Below are 15799 nucleotides of genomic sequence, written 5' to 3'. Positions count from 1 at the left end.
TGGTCCTCTTGAGATCAGCCGACGATCCGCACCGGCATCTGCGTAAAGCCATGCACGAAGGACGAGCGCACCCGCTTCGGCTCGCTCATGAGTTCGATCTGCATGCCGCGCCGCAGCAGCTCCTCCCACAGCACCCGCAACTGCAGATCGGCGATCCGGTTGCCCACGCAGCGGTGGATGCCGAAGCCGAAGGACAGGTGCAGGCGCGGCATCGGCCGGTCGATGATGAATTCATCGGGCTGCTTGATCATCGCGTCGTCGCGGTTGGCCGAGAGGTACCACAGCGCCAGCTTGTCGCCTTGGCGGATCTTCTTGCCGCCGAGTTCGGTGTCCTGCGTGGCGGTGCGGCGCATGTAGGCCAGTGGCGTCTGCCAGCGGATGACCTCGGTGATCATGCTGCCGATCAGCGACGGGTCGGCGCGCAACTTCTTCATCTCGCCGGGGTTGTTCAGCATTGCGAGCAGGCCACCGGTCATCGTGCTGCGCGTGGTGTCGTTGCCGCCGACGATCAGCAGCACCAGGTTGCCCATGTACTCCAGCGGCGACATGTTGCGGGTGGTCGGGCTGTGCGCCAACATCGACACCAGGTCGGGGCGCGGCGGTGCGTTGACGCGCTCGTTCCACAGCTTGGTGAAAAAACCGAGCATCTCGCGCAGCGCGGCCATGCGGACCTCGGGCTCCGGCGCATCGGGATTGGTGAGCTTGTTGCTCGTGGCGATGTCCGACCAGAAGGTCAGTCGGCGCCGCTCTTCCTGCGGAAAGTCGAACAGCGTGGCCAGCATCATGGCAGTCAGTTCGATCGACACCCGGTCGACCCAGTCGAAGGTCTCGCCGCGCGGCAGGCCGTCGAGCACCTTGCAGGTGCGTTCGCGGATCAGGCTTTCCCATCCGTCGAGGTTGGCCTGCGCCGCGATCGGGCTCACCACCTTGCGCTGCTCGTCGTGCTTGGGCGGGTCCATCGCGATGAACATCTGCAACTGCTGCTCACCGGGCGGGAAGTCCATCAGCGTGATGCCGCCCCGGCTCCAGTCGGAGGAGAAGATGTCGGGGTGCATCTCCACATGCATGATGTCCCGGTAGCGCAATACCGACCAGTAGTCGCCGATGCCCGGGACCGGGCTGTGCGAGCGGTGGACCGGATCCTCCCGGCGCAGGCGCCCCAGCAAGTCGCCGATGGTGTCGTCGACAAACCATTGCGGGTCGGCGGGGTTGACGCCTTCGAGCGACAGCGATTCGATCTGCGTGCGTGAGGGCGGGGCGGCTGCTTCGGTCAAAAGGGTCGATTGCATGGCGGGGAAATCCTCGTGGGGGCTTTGAGTCTGGCGCTGGATGGGCTGGCCCGCAAGATGGCTGCTCCGGATGTCGGGCGCCGCACCGTGCATCGGTTTCGTGCCCGAGGGCTGCCGGAATCTGCTCCGTGATGGTGCAGGTCGATCAACAGCCGCTCGCAAGTCACTGCCGGCGCTGGTGCGAACCTTGCTGTCACCTGACCCAGTGCGCATCCTCCTCGCCTCCGACCTCCACTACACCTTGCCCCAGCTCGATTGGGTCGTCCGGTCGGCGCCGTCCTTCGACCTCGTGGTGCTCGCCGGCGATCACCTCGACGTGAGTTCGCCGGTGTCGCTGGATGCGCAGTCGATCGTCCTGCTGCGTTACTTCTCGCTGATGAAGCCGGGCCACTCGCTGGTGCTCGCTTCTGGTAACCACGACCTCACGGGCCCGGATCATCACGGAGAGAAGGCGGCCCTGTGGTTGCCCGGCAGCCGCCGTGCCGGCGTCTATACGGACGGCGACTCGCTGACGATCGACGACACGCTCATCACGATCTGCCCGTGGTGGGACGGCCCGGAGGGCCGGGCCGCGCTGGAGCTCCGACTGGCCGCGGATGCGCAACGACGCCCCGCGCGCTGGATCTGGGTCTATCACTGGCCGCCGGTCGGTTCGCCCACCTGCTGGACGGGCAAGCGCGAGTACGGCGACGCGGATCTTGCGGCCTGGATCGCCAGATTCAGCCCCGACCTGGTGCTGACCGGACATGTCCACGAGCCGCCGTTCAAGCCGGCAGGCGCCTGGGCGGATCGCATGGGCACGACCTGGGTGTTCAACGCCGGAAGGCAGATCGGCCCGGTGCCCGCCCACATCGTGATCGACCTGGCGGAGGGCACCGCCTCGTGGCGCTCGATGATGGGCGAGGAGGCGTTGTCGCTGGGAGCAGAGCGCGCGCCCGCACGGTCCGTGTTCTGAGCCGCCAAGGCGCCCGCGGCGCCGCGCTCAGTAGTCGGGGTTGGGCTCCCGGGCCGAACCGGAGCGCGCCGGTGGGCCTTGGCGGTGAGCCAGGTGATTCAGCACCTCGGACACCATCGCGAGGCCCGGCGCATCGCCGTACTGGTTCTTCAGGTCGGCGAGATAGGTCGTGACGAAGGCCAGGCGTTCGGCCAGGCCGACGGCAATCAGGTGCGTGATGGCGGGGTTGCCCATCAGCAGGGCGCGGCCGTCGGCTGCGTAGCGAAGTACGCTCGGCTCGCTCGCCACGACCGTGGCGCTGAAGGGCGAATTCAGCAGGAGCGAGATCTCGCCGATCGCCGCGCCCGGATGGCTGACGGAACTGATCGCGGTCCCTGCCTTGCTGACCTGCAACGTGCCTGAAATGAGGATCCAGAGGCCGTCGCCCGAGTCGCCTTCGCGCACCAATGTGTCGCCTGGCGCCAGCGTGATTTCAGGCAGGCCGGCGGTGCGTTGCAGGAGTTCATGCATGCGCCCATGGTAGGCGAATCGGCAGTTTCTTTCAGGTGGCAATCTGCGAGGCCGTCACTCGAACGCGACATCCGACGCCTTCAACACGCCATTCACGACCTCCGCGCCCTGGACGTTGACCTTTACGCCGTTGCCGAGGTTCGCCGCGGTGCCGTTGTGAAACGCAACGCCCGGTCCGCTGGCATCCACTGGCTGGCCGCGGACCTTGAAGTCCGCAGGCGACTTGAAGGCGCCCACGGTACCAATCAGGTTGAAGGAGGCGGGCCCGCCCGTGCCAGGCACATGCCGGATCTTGAGCTTCGCGACGCGCAGGATGCCGCCGCGGAACACGCCGCCGACCTCCAGCTTCACGCCGTTGCCGATGGAGCCAGCCGGCCCGCCGGTAACCTGGGTCGAAGACGCGTCGACAGGTATGCCGATGAGACTGAACGACCCCATGCCCGAGTAGCCCGTCACGACGCCGGCGATCTGTGCCGTCGTACCGTCTGACATCGGCACCGGATACCACCACTGCACCGATGTGGCGACGAGGCCACCGGCGCTCGCTGCATTGGCGCGGACGCGCACCAGCATCCCATCGACGAGTGGCCGGCCGTCGAGGCTGCCGCTCAGACTCGCGTTGCGGTAGTCGACAGCCAGGGCTCCGAGCTTGAATGTCGATGACGCAGCGTCGAGGTTCTGCACCGTGCCCGTGAGGATCAGCGTGGTGGCGTCACGCTGTTCGATGCGCGTCGCGCGCATCACGCCAGGTGCGCCCGGCAATCCCCATACCTGCAGGGTCCGCCCCGTCGTGAGCGCTGCAAGCCCGGACGCGTCGGCCCAGACCGTGGCTTCGTCCGTGGTCACGGTGGTGCCCAGCACCACGAAGCTGCCTTGCTTCAGGTCGACCGAGGCCAGCGGGCCGCGCAGGTCCGCGGCGGAGTCGACACGACGGGCGATGCCGCTCGTGAAGCCGGCGTCGACCGGGCCTGTGACTTTCACGCTCATGCCGAGTTGAAGCCCCGAGGCATCCTCGATGTTCGCGACAGTCGAATCGGTCGAATAGCGCAAGCCGTTCACGATGATGCTGCCGGCGCCATCGACGGCGCCCACGCCTGTCGCGTCGGCGGTGCTGATGCCGGTGCCGCCGGAGCCCACGCCCGAACCATCGTCGCCGCTCACCGCGGTTGTCGTCGTGCTGCTGTCCGGGGTCGCGGCAATGCCTCCGAGGCCCTGGTTTCCAACGCCGGTTGCGGTCGCGGTCGCAGTGGTAGGCGCATCCGTGGCTGCAAGGAGGCTGCTGCCACCCGTGCTCGCAGGGGGAGTGGGGCTGGCGTTGCCGGTCGTAGCACCGGCAAATCCGGGTGGCGCGATCCCGCCACTGCCACCACCTCCGCCTCCTCCGCAAGAGAGCACGATGGCGATGGACATGGACAGCAGGCCAAGGCGGAGCAGGTTCATGTTGTCTTTCGTCCAGGTGGATTCGAGGGCGCGGCTTCGGCCGCTGCGTCGCGTTCGACGGCGGCGTCCTCGTAGTACGTGTAGATGCCGACACGAATGCGACCCGAGGCCTTTTCGTCGGCCGCTTCGTAGGCTTGCCGCATTTCCTGCGTCAACGCATGGTGCAGGCCGTCCCAGCGCTCGCGGGCGAACCGGTGAATGCGTTCGCAGTCGTCGAGCGACAGGCCGGAGGCGAACACCGAGCGTTCGAGCAAGGGCGGTGCGGCGCCCAAGGTGTTCGACACGCTCGCGAGCAAGTGATCGCGAGCGTTGTCGCCAAGGAACGCCAGCATTCCCCTGAGATCGCCCGAAGGCACGAAGCCGGCCGCTGCAAGTTCGGTGCGCCCTTCAAGCTCGGTTGCCATCTTCAGCCGCACTAACTCGTCCAGGATGACGCGGTGGTGGACGTTGCCGCGACTCGCTCGCCGCGCCAGGGCTTCGAAGGACGGCTTGCGTCCCTGCGCAAGGATCGGCAGCGAGCGGTTCTTCGGATTGTCGGCAACCATCTGAAGCCACAACGTCAAGGCCTTGGCTTCTGCCGACGACTCGGTCCGCGGCAGGCTGGCCGAGTCCCGCACCTTTGTCGTGACGACCTTGCGATTCAACCCGGTCGTGACGGAGATCTGGCTAATGTTGGGTTCGGTGCCCTTCTCGAGCCATGCGCGGCGCGCTTCGTCGACGAGGATGTCGCGCAGCAGTTCGTCCAGGTGCGTGTGCTTCACGCCGAATGCGAGTGCCAGCCGGACCAGTGGGCGCAGCACGCGTTCGCAGGCACCCAGGACCCAGGCCAGCTGACCTTCGCGGGTCTGGACCAGCGACTCGCGAAGGGCGCGATGCAGGCTCCGTCCACGCTCGACATTCTGCGATCCAGCCGTTCTGGAGGCCATTCAAGGTCCGGCGGTTACAGCGGGACAAGGATTTCAGCCGCTGTCTGACAAAAAAACCCAACCAACTATACGAGAACTGGCGTTGAATGTGAATTTTTCACATTCGACCCTGAGGGCAATGTGATGACTGACAGAACCCCGCGCCGGCCATCGGGCATCGGGCGCACTGCGAAGTGGTCCGCCATCCGTTCGATGCGATCGACAAGTGGCGAAATCCGCACGCGCGAAGCCGAAGCGCGCTTGGCCTGGACCATCGCGGTACGCGAGAGGGAGACGCTCCAGGCGCGCATCGTGTATGCCTTCCGCGATCACGTGGAAGCCGGCGGCCCGGGCCCCGCGGAGGCCGATCTCGCACTGTTCGCACAGGTTGCCGTTGCGGAACAGCGCATGGCACTCGCGCTCGCCAGGGCACGGTCGACGGTCGCAACTCGCAGGCGTTGACCGCACATCGAGGAGTCTCTCCATGACAGCCGCTGAATACTTCTTCGAAGGCACCATCGATTCCGTCTCCTTCGGAAGCTTCCTGGACCTTGCAAGACTTCGAATGGGCGGAGCCTCGGCAGAGACCTGCGATGCCTGCAACACCCTCAACCTGCAGCACGCGTGCGTCTGCAAGTGCTGCGCGCACAGGCTCCCCGCGTTCTATGGCTTGCGGGGACGAAGCCGTGAACGCAACGACTGTTCGAAGGTGCCGCGTCGGAAGCTCCGCGTTTTGGCCGGGCCGCGATGGGCGGCGCTCGCCACGACCTTGTGCTTCCTGATCGATGCGCTCAAAGTGGTGGGGGCCCAGTCCATTCTCGTGATGGGGCCGGCTGCCAAGGGCCCTTCAAAGTGACCAAGTACTGCGAGAGCTGCCACACGCCCAACAGGGACAAGGCGCGCTTCTGCCGTGGGTGTGCAGGCCGGTTTTCGGGCGCTCGCTTCGCTGCGAATGCCTTTGTGCCCACGGTGCCTGCCGAGGCTGCATCGGCTGCATTGCCCCAAGGGCCCGACATGCGCATCTGGGACCCGAGTTCGATCGTCACGCAAGCGGTGGCGACCGCGGCTCGTTCCCGTCGCGATGCGCCACCAACGCCAACGCTCCGGGCCTGGCTGCCCCCGTTCGGGCGCGCCGACGCACCCGTGGCGTTGGTGCTGTCGTGGGTGCTCGTGGCGTCGGGGGCGTTCGTCACTTGGTACTGGGTTCACACCGCCACGGAATCGGCCCCGGTACCGTTGCAGACGTCTGCTGCAGCCGAGGCATCGGCCACGAGCGAACTCCTATCCGCGAATGCGCGTGTCGAGGCGCCGCCGCCGGCGGTCGGCCCGGGCGAAGAACATGGTCCGCCCGTCGAGGTGCAAGGAGAGCCAGGCCCGGATCCCGCGGCGCTGGAGGATGCGAGCGTGCCGCCGACAGGCCCAGTGCCCGCAAACGCGGACGGGCAGCGCGCGCTGCCTCGCCGCGAAGCAGATGCCCGGCCCCGGGTCGCAAGCCGGTTCCCGAGCAGGGCGGAGGTGAGGTTGCAGGTACAAGGCCAGAGCGCCAGCGCAGTGCCTGGCTTTCCAACCCGGCGCCCGGTCGATGCGATCCACCAGGAGGCGCGCAATCTCCAGGAGGGCAATGCGAGGCCTCCGCTGCGCCAGGCGACGCAGGCCCCAGCTTCAGCGGCGAACTTCAATCGCTGCAATCCTCAGAATCCTTTCGGCGATGCGGTCTGCGTGTCCGCGGCTTCGTCCACAAGCCCCATGCCGGGCGCAACGGCGGGGGCGGCGAATGCAGGCACCACGCCGGGATTTGCGACTGTCGGAGCGCTGAACTCGAAGGCGTCCGTGGGCGTCGCTGCGGTCGCCAACACAGGTCACGATGCGGGCGGTGGCGGCTCTGTTGGTGCTGCTTCGGCTGTGGGCTCGCCGGGCGCTTCGGGCGCTGTTGGCGTTGCAAGCGGTGGCACCGCGGCGTCAGCTGCGAGTGGCGGGAGTTCCGGTGCGGGTGCGGGTTCCGGCGCAGGTAGCGGTGCAGCAGGCACAGGTGCGGGCGCGGGTGCGGGTGCGGGTGCGGGTGCGGGTGCGGGTGCGGGTGCAGGTGCAGGTGCAGGTGCAGGTGCAGGTGCAGGTGCAGGTGCGGGTGGCAGTGGCAGTGGCGGCGCAGGCGCAGGCGGTGGAGGATCCGGCGGCGCTGGCCCGGGGGGCGGATCCGGTGCAGGTGGCGGCGGATCTGGAGGCGGGGGTTCCGGCGGAGCCGGCGCTGGTGGAGCGGGCGGCGGTGGGCCTGGCGGCGGACCGGGTGGTGCTGGCGGAGCGGGCGGTGGACCCGGCGGAGGTGGTGGACCGGGCGGCGGTGGCCCCGGCGGTGGCCCCGGCGGTGGTGGCCCCGGAGGTGGACCCGGAGGTGGACCCGGAGGTGGACCCGGAGGTGGTGGCCCCGGCGGAGGAGGCGGCGGAGGCGCCGGCCGCTAGCCCCGCAGTCGGTAGCTCGGGATAACCCTGCCGATTGGACGATTTTCCCGAACAATGCGGTCCGCATTTAGCGCCTACCGCCCGGCGCATGTCCTCCCTACAGTTCGGCCATCCGCAGCGCCGCTGCACCTTCGAACCCCAGGAGACAACTGCATGCCAGCCACCGCCTACCAAACCCGCTTTGGGTCCCTGAAGAACTTCGAGAAGGGCCGCGTCGAGCCGATCGCCGACGACGTGCGCCACTACGCCTTCTCCAACTGCTTCGACATCGCTAGCCGCAGCAAGCCCTACGAGAAGGTCGTGTTCGGACAGAACCAGATCTACGTGCTGGAGACGCTGCGTGCCGAAGGCGCATCGCCCTGGTACACCTGCGCGCATGACGAGTTCGCGCTCGTGATGGACGGCGACATCGAGGTGCACCTGGTGCAGCTCGATGCAACGCAGGTCGTGGCCGACGTCGAGAAGAACGGCGCCGTGCTCGTCCAGGGCGAGCCCAAGGGCAGGAAGATGGGCTGGATGAAGCTGTCGCGCGGCCACCAGGGCCTGCTGCCGAAGAACACCGCCTACCAGTTCCGCACGCAGGGCGACCCCGGCGTGATCGTGCTGCAAAGCTGCAAGGGCGACCTCTCCGTCGAGAAGTGGTCCGAGATCTGCCAGGTGCAATGACCTTCACGACATCCACATCTTCAGGAGCACACACACCATGAACGCACCCGCAGAACTCGCCAAGGTGATCGCGTCGCAGCCCGACGCCTCGCTCGGCTACAAGGATTTCTCGCTCGGCAGCTTCGGCTTCCGCCGCGACGAGTATTTCGCACACATCACCTGGAAGACGCGCGACGGCCGCCCGATGAGCCACACGCTGGACATCGGCAACTACCTGCGCGCCCTGATGCGCGACGTGGCCTGGGGCTTCTTCTACGGCTGGGTCAACTTCGACGACGTGATCGGCACGGTCAACCACTACCAGTCGGTCGACATGTATGCCGGCAGCTACAACGGCACGATGAAGGAAGCGGGCATCGACCTGCTGGAGAACTTCCCGACCGCACAGATCCGCGCCACCTTCGAGGCCATGCTCGACGACTGGACCAACGAGACCTTCGACCCGTTCTCGGCACCGCAGGAAACCGGCACGCCCTATGGCCGCAAGAACGGCAACAACACCGCGAAGATCACACGGGCCCGCGAGCTGGCCACGCGCTGCGTCGGCCTCAAGGACGACCTCAAGCTGCGCAGCGACGCCACCGGCGCCAAGATCAATCGCGCCTTCGCCGACGTACCGCAGGCGCAGCCCGAACTGCACCCAGAGCCCGGCTTCGAGAACGAGGTGCATGCCTTCAACCTGTTCGGCTTCCTGAGCCGCTCGCAGGTGACCTGGAACCCGAGCTTCACCTCGGTCGTCAAGCACAGCTACATGTGCCCGACCACCGAGGAGCACATTCTGCCGATCATCCATGGCAACGACCGCGTCGAGTGGTTCTTTCAGATGACCGACGAAATCCATTGGGATTGCGGCGACAAGAACACCGGCAAGCCGATGGCCCGCGTGATCATGAAGGCCGGCGACATGGCCGCCATGCCTGCCTACTGCCGTCACCAGGGCTTCAGCCCCAAGCGCTCGATGCTGCTGGTGTGGGAGAACGGCTCGCCCACGCTGGTCTACGAAATCCAGAAGGGCGAAAGCCCCGAGATCCCGGTTCAGTTCTAAGTTCCTTCCAGCATTCAGGAGCGAGGCGGCTGACGCCGCTCGCTCCACCTCAGGAGACAGACATGGCAGACCTCATCCGGTCCGGTGCCGGCGCAGCCTCGCGCCGACGTTTCATCCAGCAGGCGGGTGCGACCTCCGCGGTCGCGGCGGCGGCGACCTTCGGGTTGTCGGTGGAAGCTGCCGAGTCGAGCAACCAGAAGTTCGACGAGACCTTCGACATGGTGGTCTGCGGCAGCGGCTGCGGCGGGCTGGCCTCGGCGCTGTTCTCCAAGTGGCAGGGCAACAGCGCCGTGATCCTCGAGAAAGCCGGCAGCATCGGCGGCACCACGGCAAAGGCGGCCTTCTGGTACTGGGTGCCGAACAACGAGGCCATGAAGAAGGCCGGTATCGCCGACCCGAAGCCCGACTTCCTCAAGTACGTCGCCCGCCTGTCGAATCCGCAGGGCTACGACGCGGCGCATCCGCGCTTCGGCCTCACGCAGTGGGAGTACGAGATGTGCGAGGCCATCTATGACAGTGCCTCGCCGGCCGCCGAACTGCTGGCCGCCAAGGGCGCGCTGCCTTACCGCCATTGCCCTGACGTGCCGGACTACTTCTCCGAGTTGCCCGAGGACAAGGCCCCCAAGGGTCGCGTGCTGGTGCCTGCGGGCGCGATCCCCAGCATGTCCGACGGCGGCCTGGTGGCGGTGCGCACCATGTCGACCAAGGCACGCCAGGAAGGCATACCGATCCGCACCGGCATGCGGGTCGTGAAGATCATCCAGAACGCGGCCGGCCGCGCGATCGGCGTCGAAGCGCAGGACGAGCTGGGCGCGACGGTGCGACTGCGTGCACGCAAGGCGGTGATCTTCGCGACCGGCGGCTTCACACACAACGTTGAGCTGCGCAAGAACTTCCTGAACGGCCCCATCTACGGCGGTTGTGCCGCGCCCAGCAACGAAGGCGACTTCGTGAAGATGGCCAGCCCGCTTGGCGCGCAACTGCGCAACATGAACTACGCATGGAGCTGCCCGATCCCGCTCGAGAAGGCGGTGGCGCGCGACGGCTCCATGTCGGGCATGTTCTCGGTGGCCGGGGATTCGATGCTGTTCGTCAACAAGTACGGCAAGCGCACGGTCAACGAGAAGCTGCAATACAACGAGCTGGCGCAGACCTTCTTTGAGTGGGACGGCGCGAAGGCCGAATACCCGAACCTGGTCCGCGTCGCGGTGTGGGACCAACGCTCGCAGCAGAACTCGGCCAGCGCCGAATATGGCCGGCTGATCGTGCCGCCGGGCACGGACGACCGCCACGTCATCAAGGGCAACACGCTGGCCGAACTGGCCCGTGCCATCGACGAGCGCTTCGCCAAGTACGCCGGCGTGATCGGCGGGGCGCGGCCGTCGGCGGACTTCCTGCAGAACCTGCAGGCGTCGATCACGCGCTTCAACGGCTTCGCCAAAAGCGGCAAGGACCTCGACTTCAAGCGCGGCGAGCGCAACGTGGAACTGCTGTTCAACGGCGATGTGAAGGACGAGCCGGGGCGCGCCAACCCGACGATGTGGCCGCTGTCGGACACCGGGCCGTACTACGCCGCGCTGGTGGTCTCCGGCACGCTGGACACCAAGGGCGGGCCGAAGACCGACACGCACGGCCGCGTGCTCGATGGCAGCGACAAGCCGATCGCCGGGCTCTATGGCGTCGGCAACTGCGTCGCTTCGGCGTCGGGCCGCGCGTACTGGGCCGGCGGCGCGACGCTGGGGCCGATCATCGCCTTCTCGTATCGCACCGCCAACGCGGCGAGTGCGGATGCCGGGGGCGCGGCATGACCGACCTGCTTGCATCGAGGTGCATGCTGGGCATCGCACTGGCCGCCGTCGTGTGCAGCGCGCAGGCCCAGTCGCCGGGCGAGCGCCTGGCCCAGAACAGCTGCGCGCAATGCCACAGCTTCGGCAAGGGCGAGCCGAACGGGGTCGGTCCCAACCTGTACGGCTTGCTCGGCAAGCAGGCCGCCAGCAGCCCGGGCTTCACGTATTCGAAGCAATACGTCGAGGCCATGAAGGGCAAGACCTGGGACGCCGCGCTGATGCAGCGCTGGCTGACCGACACGCAGGCCGTCGCGCCCGGCAGCACGATGGTCTATTTCCAGGACGACCCGAAGAAGCGCGCGGCGCTGGTCGAGTACCTGCAATCGCTGAAGTAACACGAGGAGACACACCATGGCACTCACACGACTCACCATGACCGACGAGCAGCGCAAGTCGGTCGCGCTCGAATACCTCAAGGCCTACGACCACGGCGGCGTCACGTCCACGGGCGGTTCGATCCTCGACCTGTTCGCGGACGACGCCCAGGTCTACTTTCCGAAGTGGGGCCTGGCCAACGGCAAGGAAGAGATCGGCCGCATGTTCGGCGACCTCGGCGGGCGCGGCAAGTCGATCACGCATGACTATTCGGGCTTCAACTGGATCATGAGCGGCAGCGACCTGTTCGCCTGCGAAGGCACCAGCCACGGCGAGCACGTCGATGGCCCGTGGCGCGCGGGCGTCCCCGAATGGGCGGCCGGGCGGTGGTGCGATGTGTTCGAGGTGCGCGACTGGCTGATCCAGCGCTGCTTCATCTACCTCGACCCCGACTACGCCGGCAAGGACAAGGCCCGCTACGCATGGCTGGACAACAAATGAACCTCGTCGACATCCAGCAGGCCGCGGGCCTCAGCAAGCCGATCCGGCACCAGCTCTTCATCGACGGCAAGTTCGTCGACGCCGAATCCGGCGAGACGCTGGCAACGCTCAATCCGCATGACAACTCGACGATCGCCGAGGTGGCTCTGGCGGGCAAGGCCGACGTCGACAAGGCGGTGGCCGCCGCACAGCGCGCCTTCCCGAAGTGGAGCCGCCTGGCCGCCGCCGACCGCGGGCGCATCCTGCTGCGGCTGGCCGACCTGATCGAGGCGAACGGCGAGGAACTCGCGCGGCTCGAATCACTCGACACCGGCCATCCGATCCGCGACTCGCGCAACCTCGACGTGCCGCGCACGGCGGCATGCTTCCGCTATTTCGGTGGCATGGCAGACAAGTTCCAGGGCGAGACGATTCCTGTCGAAGCGGGCTTCCTCAACTACACGCTGCGCGAGCCCGTCGGCGTGGTCGGGCAGGTGGTGCCGTGGAACTTTCCGCTGATGTTCACGAGCTGGAAGATGGCGCCCGCGCTCGCGGCCGGCAACACCATCGTGATGAAGCCTGCCGAGATCACGCCGCTGAGTTCGCTGCGCATCGCGGAGCTGATGGCCGAGGCCGGCCTGCCCGATGGCGTGGTCAACATGGTGCCGGGCCTGGGCAGCGTGGCGGGCCAGTACATCGCGGAGCACATGGACATCGCGAAGGTCGCGTTCACCGGCAGCACCGCCACCGGGCGGCGCGTGATCCAGGCCAGCGCCGGCAACCTGAAGAAGGTGCAGCTCGAACTGGGCGGCAAGGGCGCCAACATCGTGTTCGAGGACGCGAACCTGGTGGCCGCGGTGAATGGCAGCGCCTGGGCGATCTTCCACAATCAGGGGCAGGCCTGCATCGCCGGCTCACGCCTGATCCTGCACGAGAAGATCGCGGACGCCTTCCTGGAGAAGTTCATCCCGCTCGCGAAGTCGGTGCGGCTGGGCAATCCGCTCGATGCATCCACGGAGATGGGGCCGCTCACGAGCGCGCTGCACCGCGAGCGCGTGCTGAGCTATGTGGACGTGGCGCGTGCGCAGGGCGGCGAGGTGCTGGCCGGGGGCAAGTCGCCGGGCGGTGACTTGGCGAACGGTTGCTATGTGGAGCCGACCATCGTGCGGGCAGCCTCGTACCTGGACCGTGTTGCGCAGGAAGAGGTGTTCGGCCCGTTCGTGACCGTGCTCACCTTCAAGACCGACGAGGAAGCGCTGCAGATCGCAAACGGCACCGACTACGGGCTGGGCAGCGGCTTGTGGACGGCGAACCTGCAACGCGCCCACAAGTTTGCCCGCGAGTTGCATGCCGGCATGGTCTGGATCAACAGCTACAAGCGCGTCAACCCCGGCTCGCCGTTCGGCGGCGTGGGCCAGAGCGGATATGGCCGCGAGATGGGCTTCGACGCGATGCGCGAGTACACGCAGGTGAAGAGTGTGTGGGTCAATGTCGATGCGCAGATTCCGCCGCACTTCGCGAGGTAAGCGCGAATGATCCGCGACTTCACCTACACCGGCCTGCCGCAACGCGTGGTGTTCGGGACGGGCTCGTTGCAGCACCTCGGCCGTGAGATCGATGGGCTGGGCGTGAAACGGGCGCTCGTGCTCTGCACGCCGGGCCAGCGTGGCATGGCCGAGCAGGTCACCTCGATGCTGGGCGCGCAGGCGGCCGGCATCTTCGACGGTGCAGTGATGCATGTACCGATCGAGACGGCGCGTGAGGCGCGCAGGATGGCGCGCGAGCTGGGCGCGGACTGCGCCGTGGCCATCGGCGGTGGTTCGACCATCGGGCTCGGCAAGGCGATCGCGCTGGACTCGGGCCTGCCGATCCTGGCGATCCCGACGACCTACGCGGGCAGCGAGATGACGTCGATCTACGGGCTGACCGATGCCGGCCTGAAGACCACTGGCAAGGATTCGCGCGTGCTGCCGCGCACCGTGATCTACGACCCCGAGTTGTCGCGCGGCCTGCCGGTCGGGCTCAGCGTGACCAGCGGCATCAACGCGATCGCGCATGCAGCCGAAGGCCTGTATGCGCAGGACGGCAATCCGGTGATGGACCTGATGGCGGAGCAGGGGATCGCGGCACTGGCGCGCGCGATTCCGGCGATCCACCGCGATCCCGGCGACATGACCGCGCGCACCGATGCGCTCTACGGCACCTGGCTCTGCGGCACGGTGCTGGGATCGGTCGGCATCGCCTTGCACCACAAGCTGTGTCACACCTTGGGCGGCAGCTTCAACCTGCCGCATTCCGAAGTGCACACCGTCGTGCTGCCGCATGCCATTGCGTTCAATGCCGGCGTGGCGCCCAGGGCGATGGAGGCGATCGCGCGTGCGCTTGGCACGCCGTCGGCGCCGCTCGGCCTGTACGCGCTGGCCAAGGACAACGGCGCGGCCGTCGCGCTGCGGGACATCGGCATGCGCGAGCAGGACCTCGACCGCGCGGCGGACATCGCGGTGAGCAACCCCTACTGGAATCCGCGCCCCATCGGGCCCGCCGAGCGCGGCCAGATTCGCGAATTGCTGCAACGCGCCTGGGAAGGCGCACCCCCGGTTTAGACCACCACGAGAGGAGACATCGACATGGCATTCAATCGCAGGCAGTTCACCCAGGCCGCGGCCGCATTCGCAGCCGCCGGCGCCACGCCGCTGGTGTTCGCGGCGGACACGATCAAGATCGGCTACGTCTCCCCGCAGACCGGCCCGCTGGCACCCTTCGGCGAGGCCGACAAGTGGGTCATCGACCAGATGAAGACCGCGTTCAAGGACGGCATCTCCGTCGGCGGCAAGAAGTACGACGTGCAGATCGTGCTGAAGGACAGCCAGTCCAACCCCAATCGCGCGGGCGAGGTGGCCAACGACCTGATCCTCAAGGACAAGGTCGCGCTGGTGCTGACGGCCGGCACGCCCGAGACGGCCAACCCCGTGAGCGATGCCTGCGAACTCAACGAGGTGCCCTGCATCTCGAGCGTGCTGCCATGGCAGCCGTGGTTTTTCGGTCGCAAGGGTGATCCGGCCAAGGGCTTCAACTGGACGTATCACATGTTCTGGGGCCTGGAAGACGTCATCGCCAACTACACCGACGGCTGGAAGACGGTGCAGACCAACAAGAGGGTCGGCGGCCTGTTCCCGAACGATGGCGACGGCAATGCCTGGGGCGACAAGGAACTGGGCTTTCCGAAGCCGCTGTCGCAGATGGGCTTCTCGCTGACCGATCCCGGCCGCTTCCAGAACGGCACGCAGGACTTCAGCGCGCAGATCGCGGCGTTCAAGAAGGACGGTGTCGAGATCGTCACGGGCGTGGTCATTCCGCCCGATGCCAAGACCTTCCTGACGCAGGCGAAGCAGCAGGGCTTCAAGCCGAAGGTCATCACGCTGGGCAAGGCCTTGCTCTTCCCCGGCGCGATCGAGGCGCTCGGCGACCTGGGCGATGGCCTGTCGACCGAAGTGTGGTGGAGTCCGTCGCATCCGTTCACGTCGAGCCTGACGAAGCAGAGCGCCAAGGCGCTGGCGGAGGCCTACGAAAGCGGCGCGAAGAAGCAGTGGACGCAGCCGATCGGCTTTGCGCATGCGCTCTTCGAAGTGGCCGCCGACGCCTTGTCGCGTGCGAAGTCGCAGAAGGCGTCGGATGTGCGCGACGCGGTGGCGGCGACGGCTATCAACTCGGTGGTCGGCCCGGTGAAGTGGGGCGGCGCGGGGCCCTTCAAGAACGTCAGCAAGACGCCACTCGTGCTGGGCCAATGGGGCAAGGGCAAGAAGTACAAGTACGAGCTGACCATCGTCAGCGACGAGGCGGCGAAGAACATTCCGGTCGGCGGCGCGCTCCGGCCAATGCCAGGTTGACCG

16 protein-coding genes are annotated in these 15799 nt (G+C 67.1%); 12 read left to right on the top strand and 4 right to left on the bottom strand.

Annotated features, from left to right (window positions below; genetic code table 11):
* Positions 1 to 14: 14 nt before the first annotated feature.
* Positions 15 to 1289, bottom strand: coding sequence for a cytochrome P450 (locus HCU76_RS04015; protein WP_213956498.1), 1275 nt, complete (start codon positions 1287 to 1289; stop codon positions 15 to 17).
* 187 nt (positions 1290 to 1476) lie between these two features.
* On the opposite strand from HCU76_RS04015, the gene HCU76_RS04010 reads away from it, so the two are divergent.
* A complete protein-coding gene (locus tag HCU76_RS04010; protein WP_213956499.1) occupies positions 1477 to 2244 on the top strand; it encodes a metallophosphoesterase in 768 nt (255 codons plus the stop codon).
* Positions 2245 to 2271: 27 nt separating this feature from the next.
* Here the strand turns inward: HCU76_RS04010 and HCU76_RS04005 are convergent, their stop codons facing one another.
* The 3 genes from HCU76_RS04005 to HCU76_RS03995 are packed head-to-tail and all read right to left on the bottom strand — an operon-like array spanning position 2272 to position 5120.
* Positions 2272 to 2754, bottom strand: a complete 483-nt coding sequence (locus HCU76_RS04005) for a cyclic nucleotide-binding domain-containing protein (RefSeq protein WP_213956500.1) — start codon at positions 2752 to 2754, stop codon at positions 2272 to 2274.
* A 54-nt stretch (positions 2755 to 2808) separates the two neighbouring features.
* Positions 2809 to 4194: a DUF5666 domain-containing protein gene (locus HCU76_RS04000; RefSeq protein ID WP_218508545.1), complete on the bottom strand. Its 1386-nt coding sequence runs from the start codon at positions 4192 to 4194 to the stop codon at positions 2809 to 2811.
* Positions 4191 to 5120: a DUF6502 family protein gene (locus HCU76_RS03995; RefSeq protein ID WP_256353984.1), complete on the bottom strand. Its 930-nt coding sequence runs from the start codon at positions 5118 to 5120 to the stop codon at positions 4191 to 4193. The genes HCU76_RS04000 and HCU76_RS03995 overlap by 4 nt, the downstream gene beginning before the upstream one ends.
* A 123-nt stretch (positions 5121 to 5243) precedes the next feature.
* Between HCU76_RS03995 and HCU76_RS03990 the strand changes: the two genes are divergently transcribed.
* The 11 genes from HCU76_RS03990 (at position 5244) to HCU76_RS03940 (ending at position 15796) form a co-directional block, all read left to right on the top strand.
* Positions 5244 to 5561, top strand: a complete 318-nt coding sequence (locus tag HCU76_RS03990; RefSeq protein ID WP_218508544.1) for a hypothetical protein — start codon at positions 5244 to 5246, stop codon at positions 5559 to 5561.
* Between the two features lie 22 nt (positions 5562 to 5583).
* Positions 5584 to 5955, top strand: coding sequence for a hypothetical protein (locus tag HCU76_RS03985; RefSeq protein ID WP_213956503.1), 372 nt, complete (start codon positions 5584 to 5586; stop codon positions 5953 to 5955).
* Between the two features lie 1017 nt (positions 5956 to 6972).
* On the top strand, positions 6973 to 7581 hold the full coding sequence (locus tag HCU76_RS03980) for a hypothetical protein (RefSeq protein ID WP_218508543.1): 609 nt from the start codon (positions 6973 to 6975) through the stop codon (positions 7579 to 7581).
* 128 nt (positions 7582 to 7709) lie between these two features.
* Positions 7710 to 8222 (top strand): hydroxyquinol 1,2-dioxygenase, encoded by a 513-nt coding sequence (locus HCU76_RS03975; protein WP_213956505.1) that lies wholly within the window; start codon positions 7710 to 7712, stop codon positions 8220 to 8222.
* Positions 8223 to 8259: 37 nt separating this feature from the next.
* On the top strand, positions 8260 to 9267 hold the full coding sequence (locus tag HCU76_RS03970; protein WP_218508542.1) for a hydroxyquinol 1,2-dioxygenase: 1008 nt from the start codon (positions 8260 to 8262) through the stop codon (positions 9265 to 9267).
* A 62-nt stretch (positions 9268 to 9329) separates the two neighbouring features.
* Entirely contained in the window at positions 9330 to 11075 is a 1746-nt protein-coding gene (locus tag HCU76_RS03965; RefSeq protein ID WP_218508541.1) for an FAD-dependent oxidoreductase, read from the top strand.
* The gene (locus HCU76_RS03960; protein WP_218508540.1) at positions 11072 to 11449 is read left to right on the top strand and encodes a cytochrome c family protein; all 378 of its coding nucleotides are present in this window, start codon (positions 11072 to 11074) and stop codon (positions 11447 to 11449) included. The genes HCU76_RS03965 and HCU76_RS03960 overlap by 4 nt, the downstream gene beginning before the upstream one ends.
* 16 nt (positions 11450 to 11465) lie before the next feature.
* Positions 11466 to 11930: a nuclear transport factor 2 family protein gene (locus tag HCU76_RS03955; protein WP_256353983.1), complete on the top strand. Its 465-nt coding sequence runs from the start codon at positions 11466 to 11468 to the stop codon at positions 11928 to 11930.
* Positions 11931 to 11971: 41 nt separating this feature from the next.
* On the top strand, positions 11972 to 13435 hold the full coding sequence (locus HCU76_RS03950; RefSeq protein WP_218508771.1) for an aldehyde dehydrogenase family protein: 1464 nt from the start codon (positions 11972 to 11974) through the stop codon (positions 13433 to 13435).
* Between the two features lie 6 nt (positions 13436 to 13441).
* Entirely contained in the window at positions 13442 to 14512 is a 1071-nt protein-coding gene (locus HCU76_RS03945) for a maleylacetate reductase (RefSeq protein ID WP_218508539.1), read from the top strand.
* Between the two features lie 24 nt (positions 14513 to 14536).
* Complete coding sequence (locus HCU76_RS03940) at positions 14537 to 15796, top strand: ABC transporter substrate-binding protein (protein WP_218508538.1); 1260 nt, start codon at positions 14537 to 14539, stop codon at positions 15794 to 15796.
* Positions 15797 to 15799 lie beyond the last annotated feature (3 nt).

The organism is Variovorax sp. dw_308 (assembly GCF_019207085.1).
GTDB lineage: Bacteria > Pseudomonadota > Gammaproteobacteria > Burkholderiales > Burkholderiaceae_C > Variovorax.
Note: the sequence above shows the minus strand (reverse complement) of the source record. Positions and strands in the feature narration are given on the sequence as shown.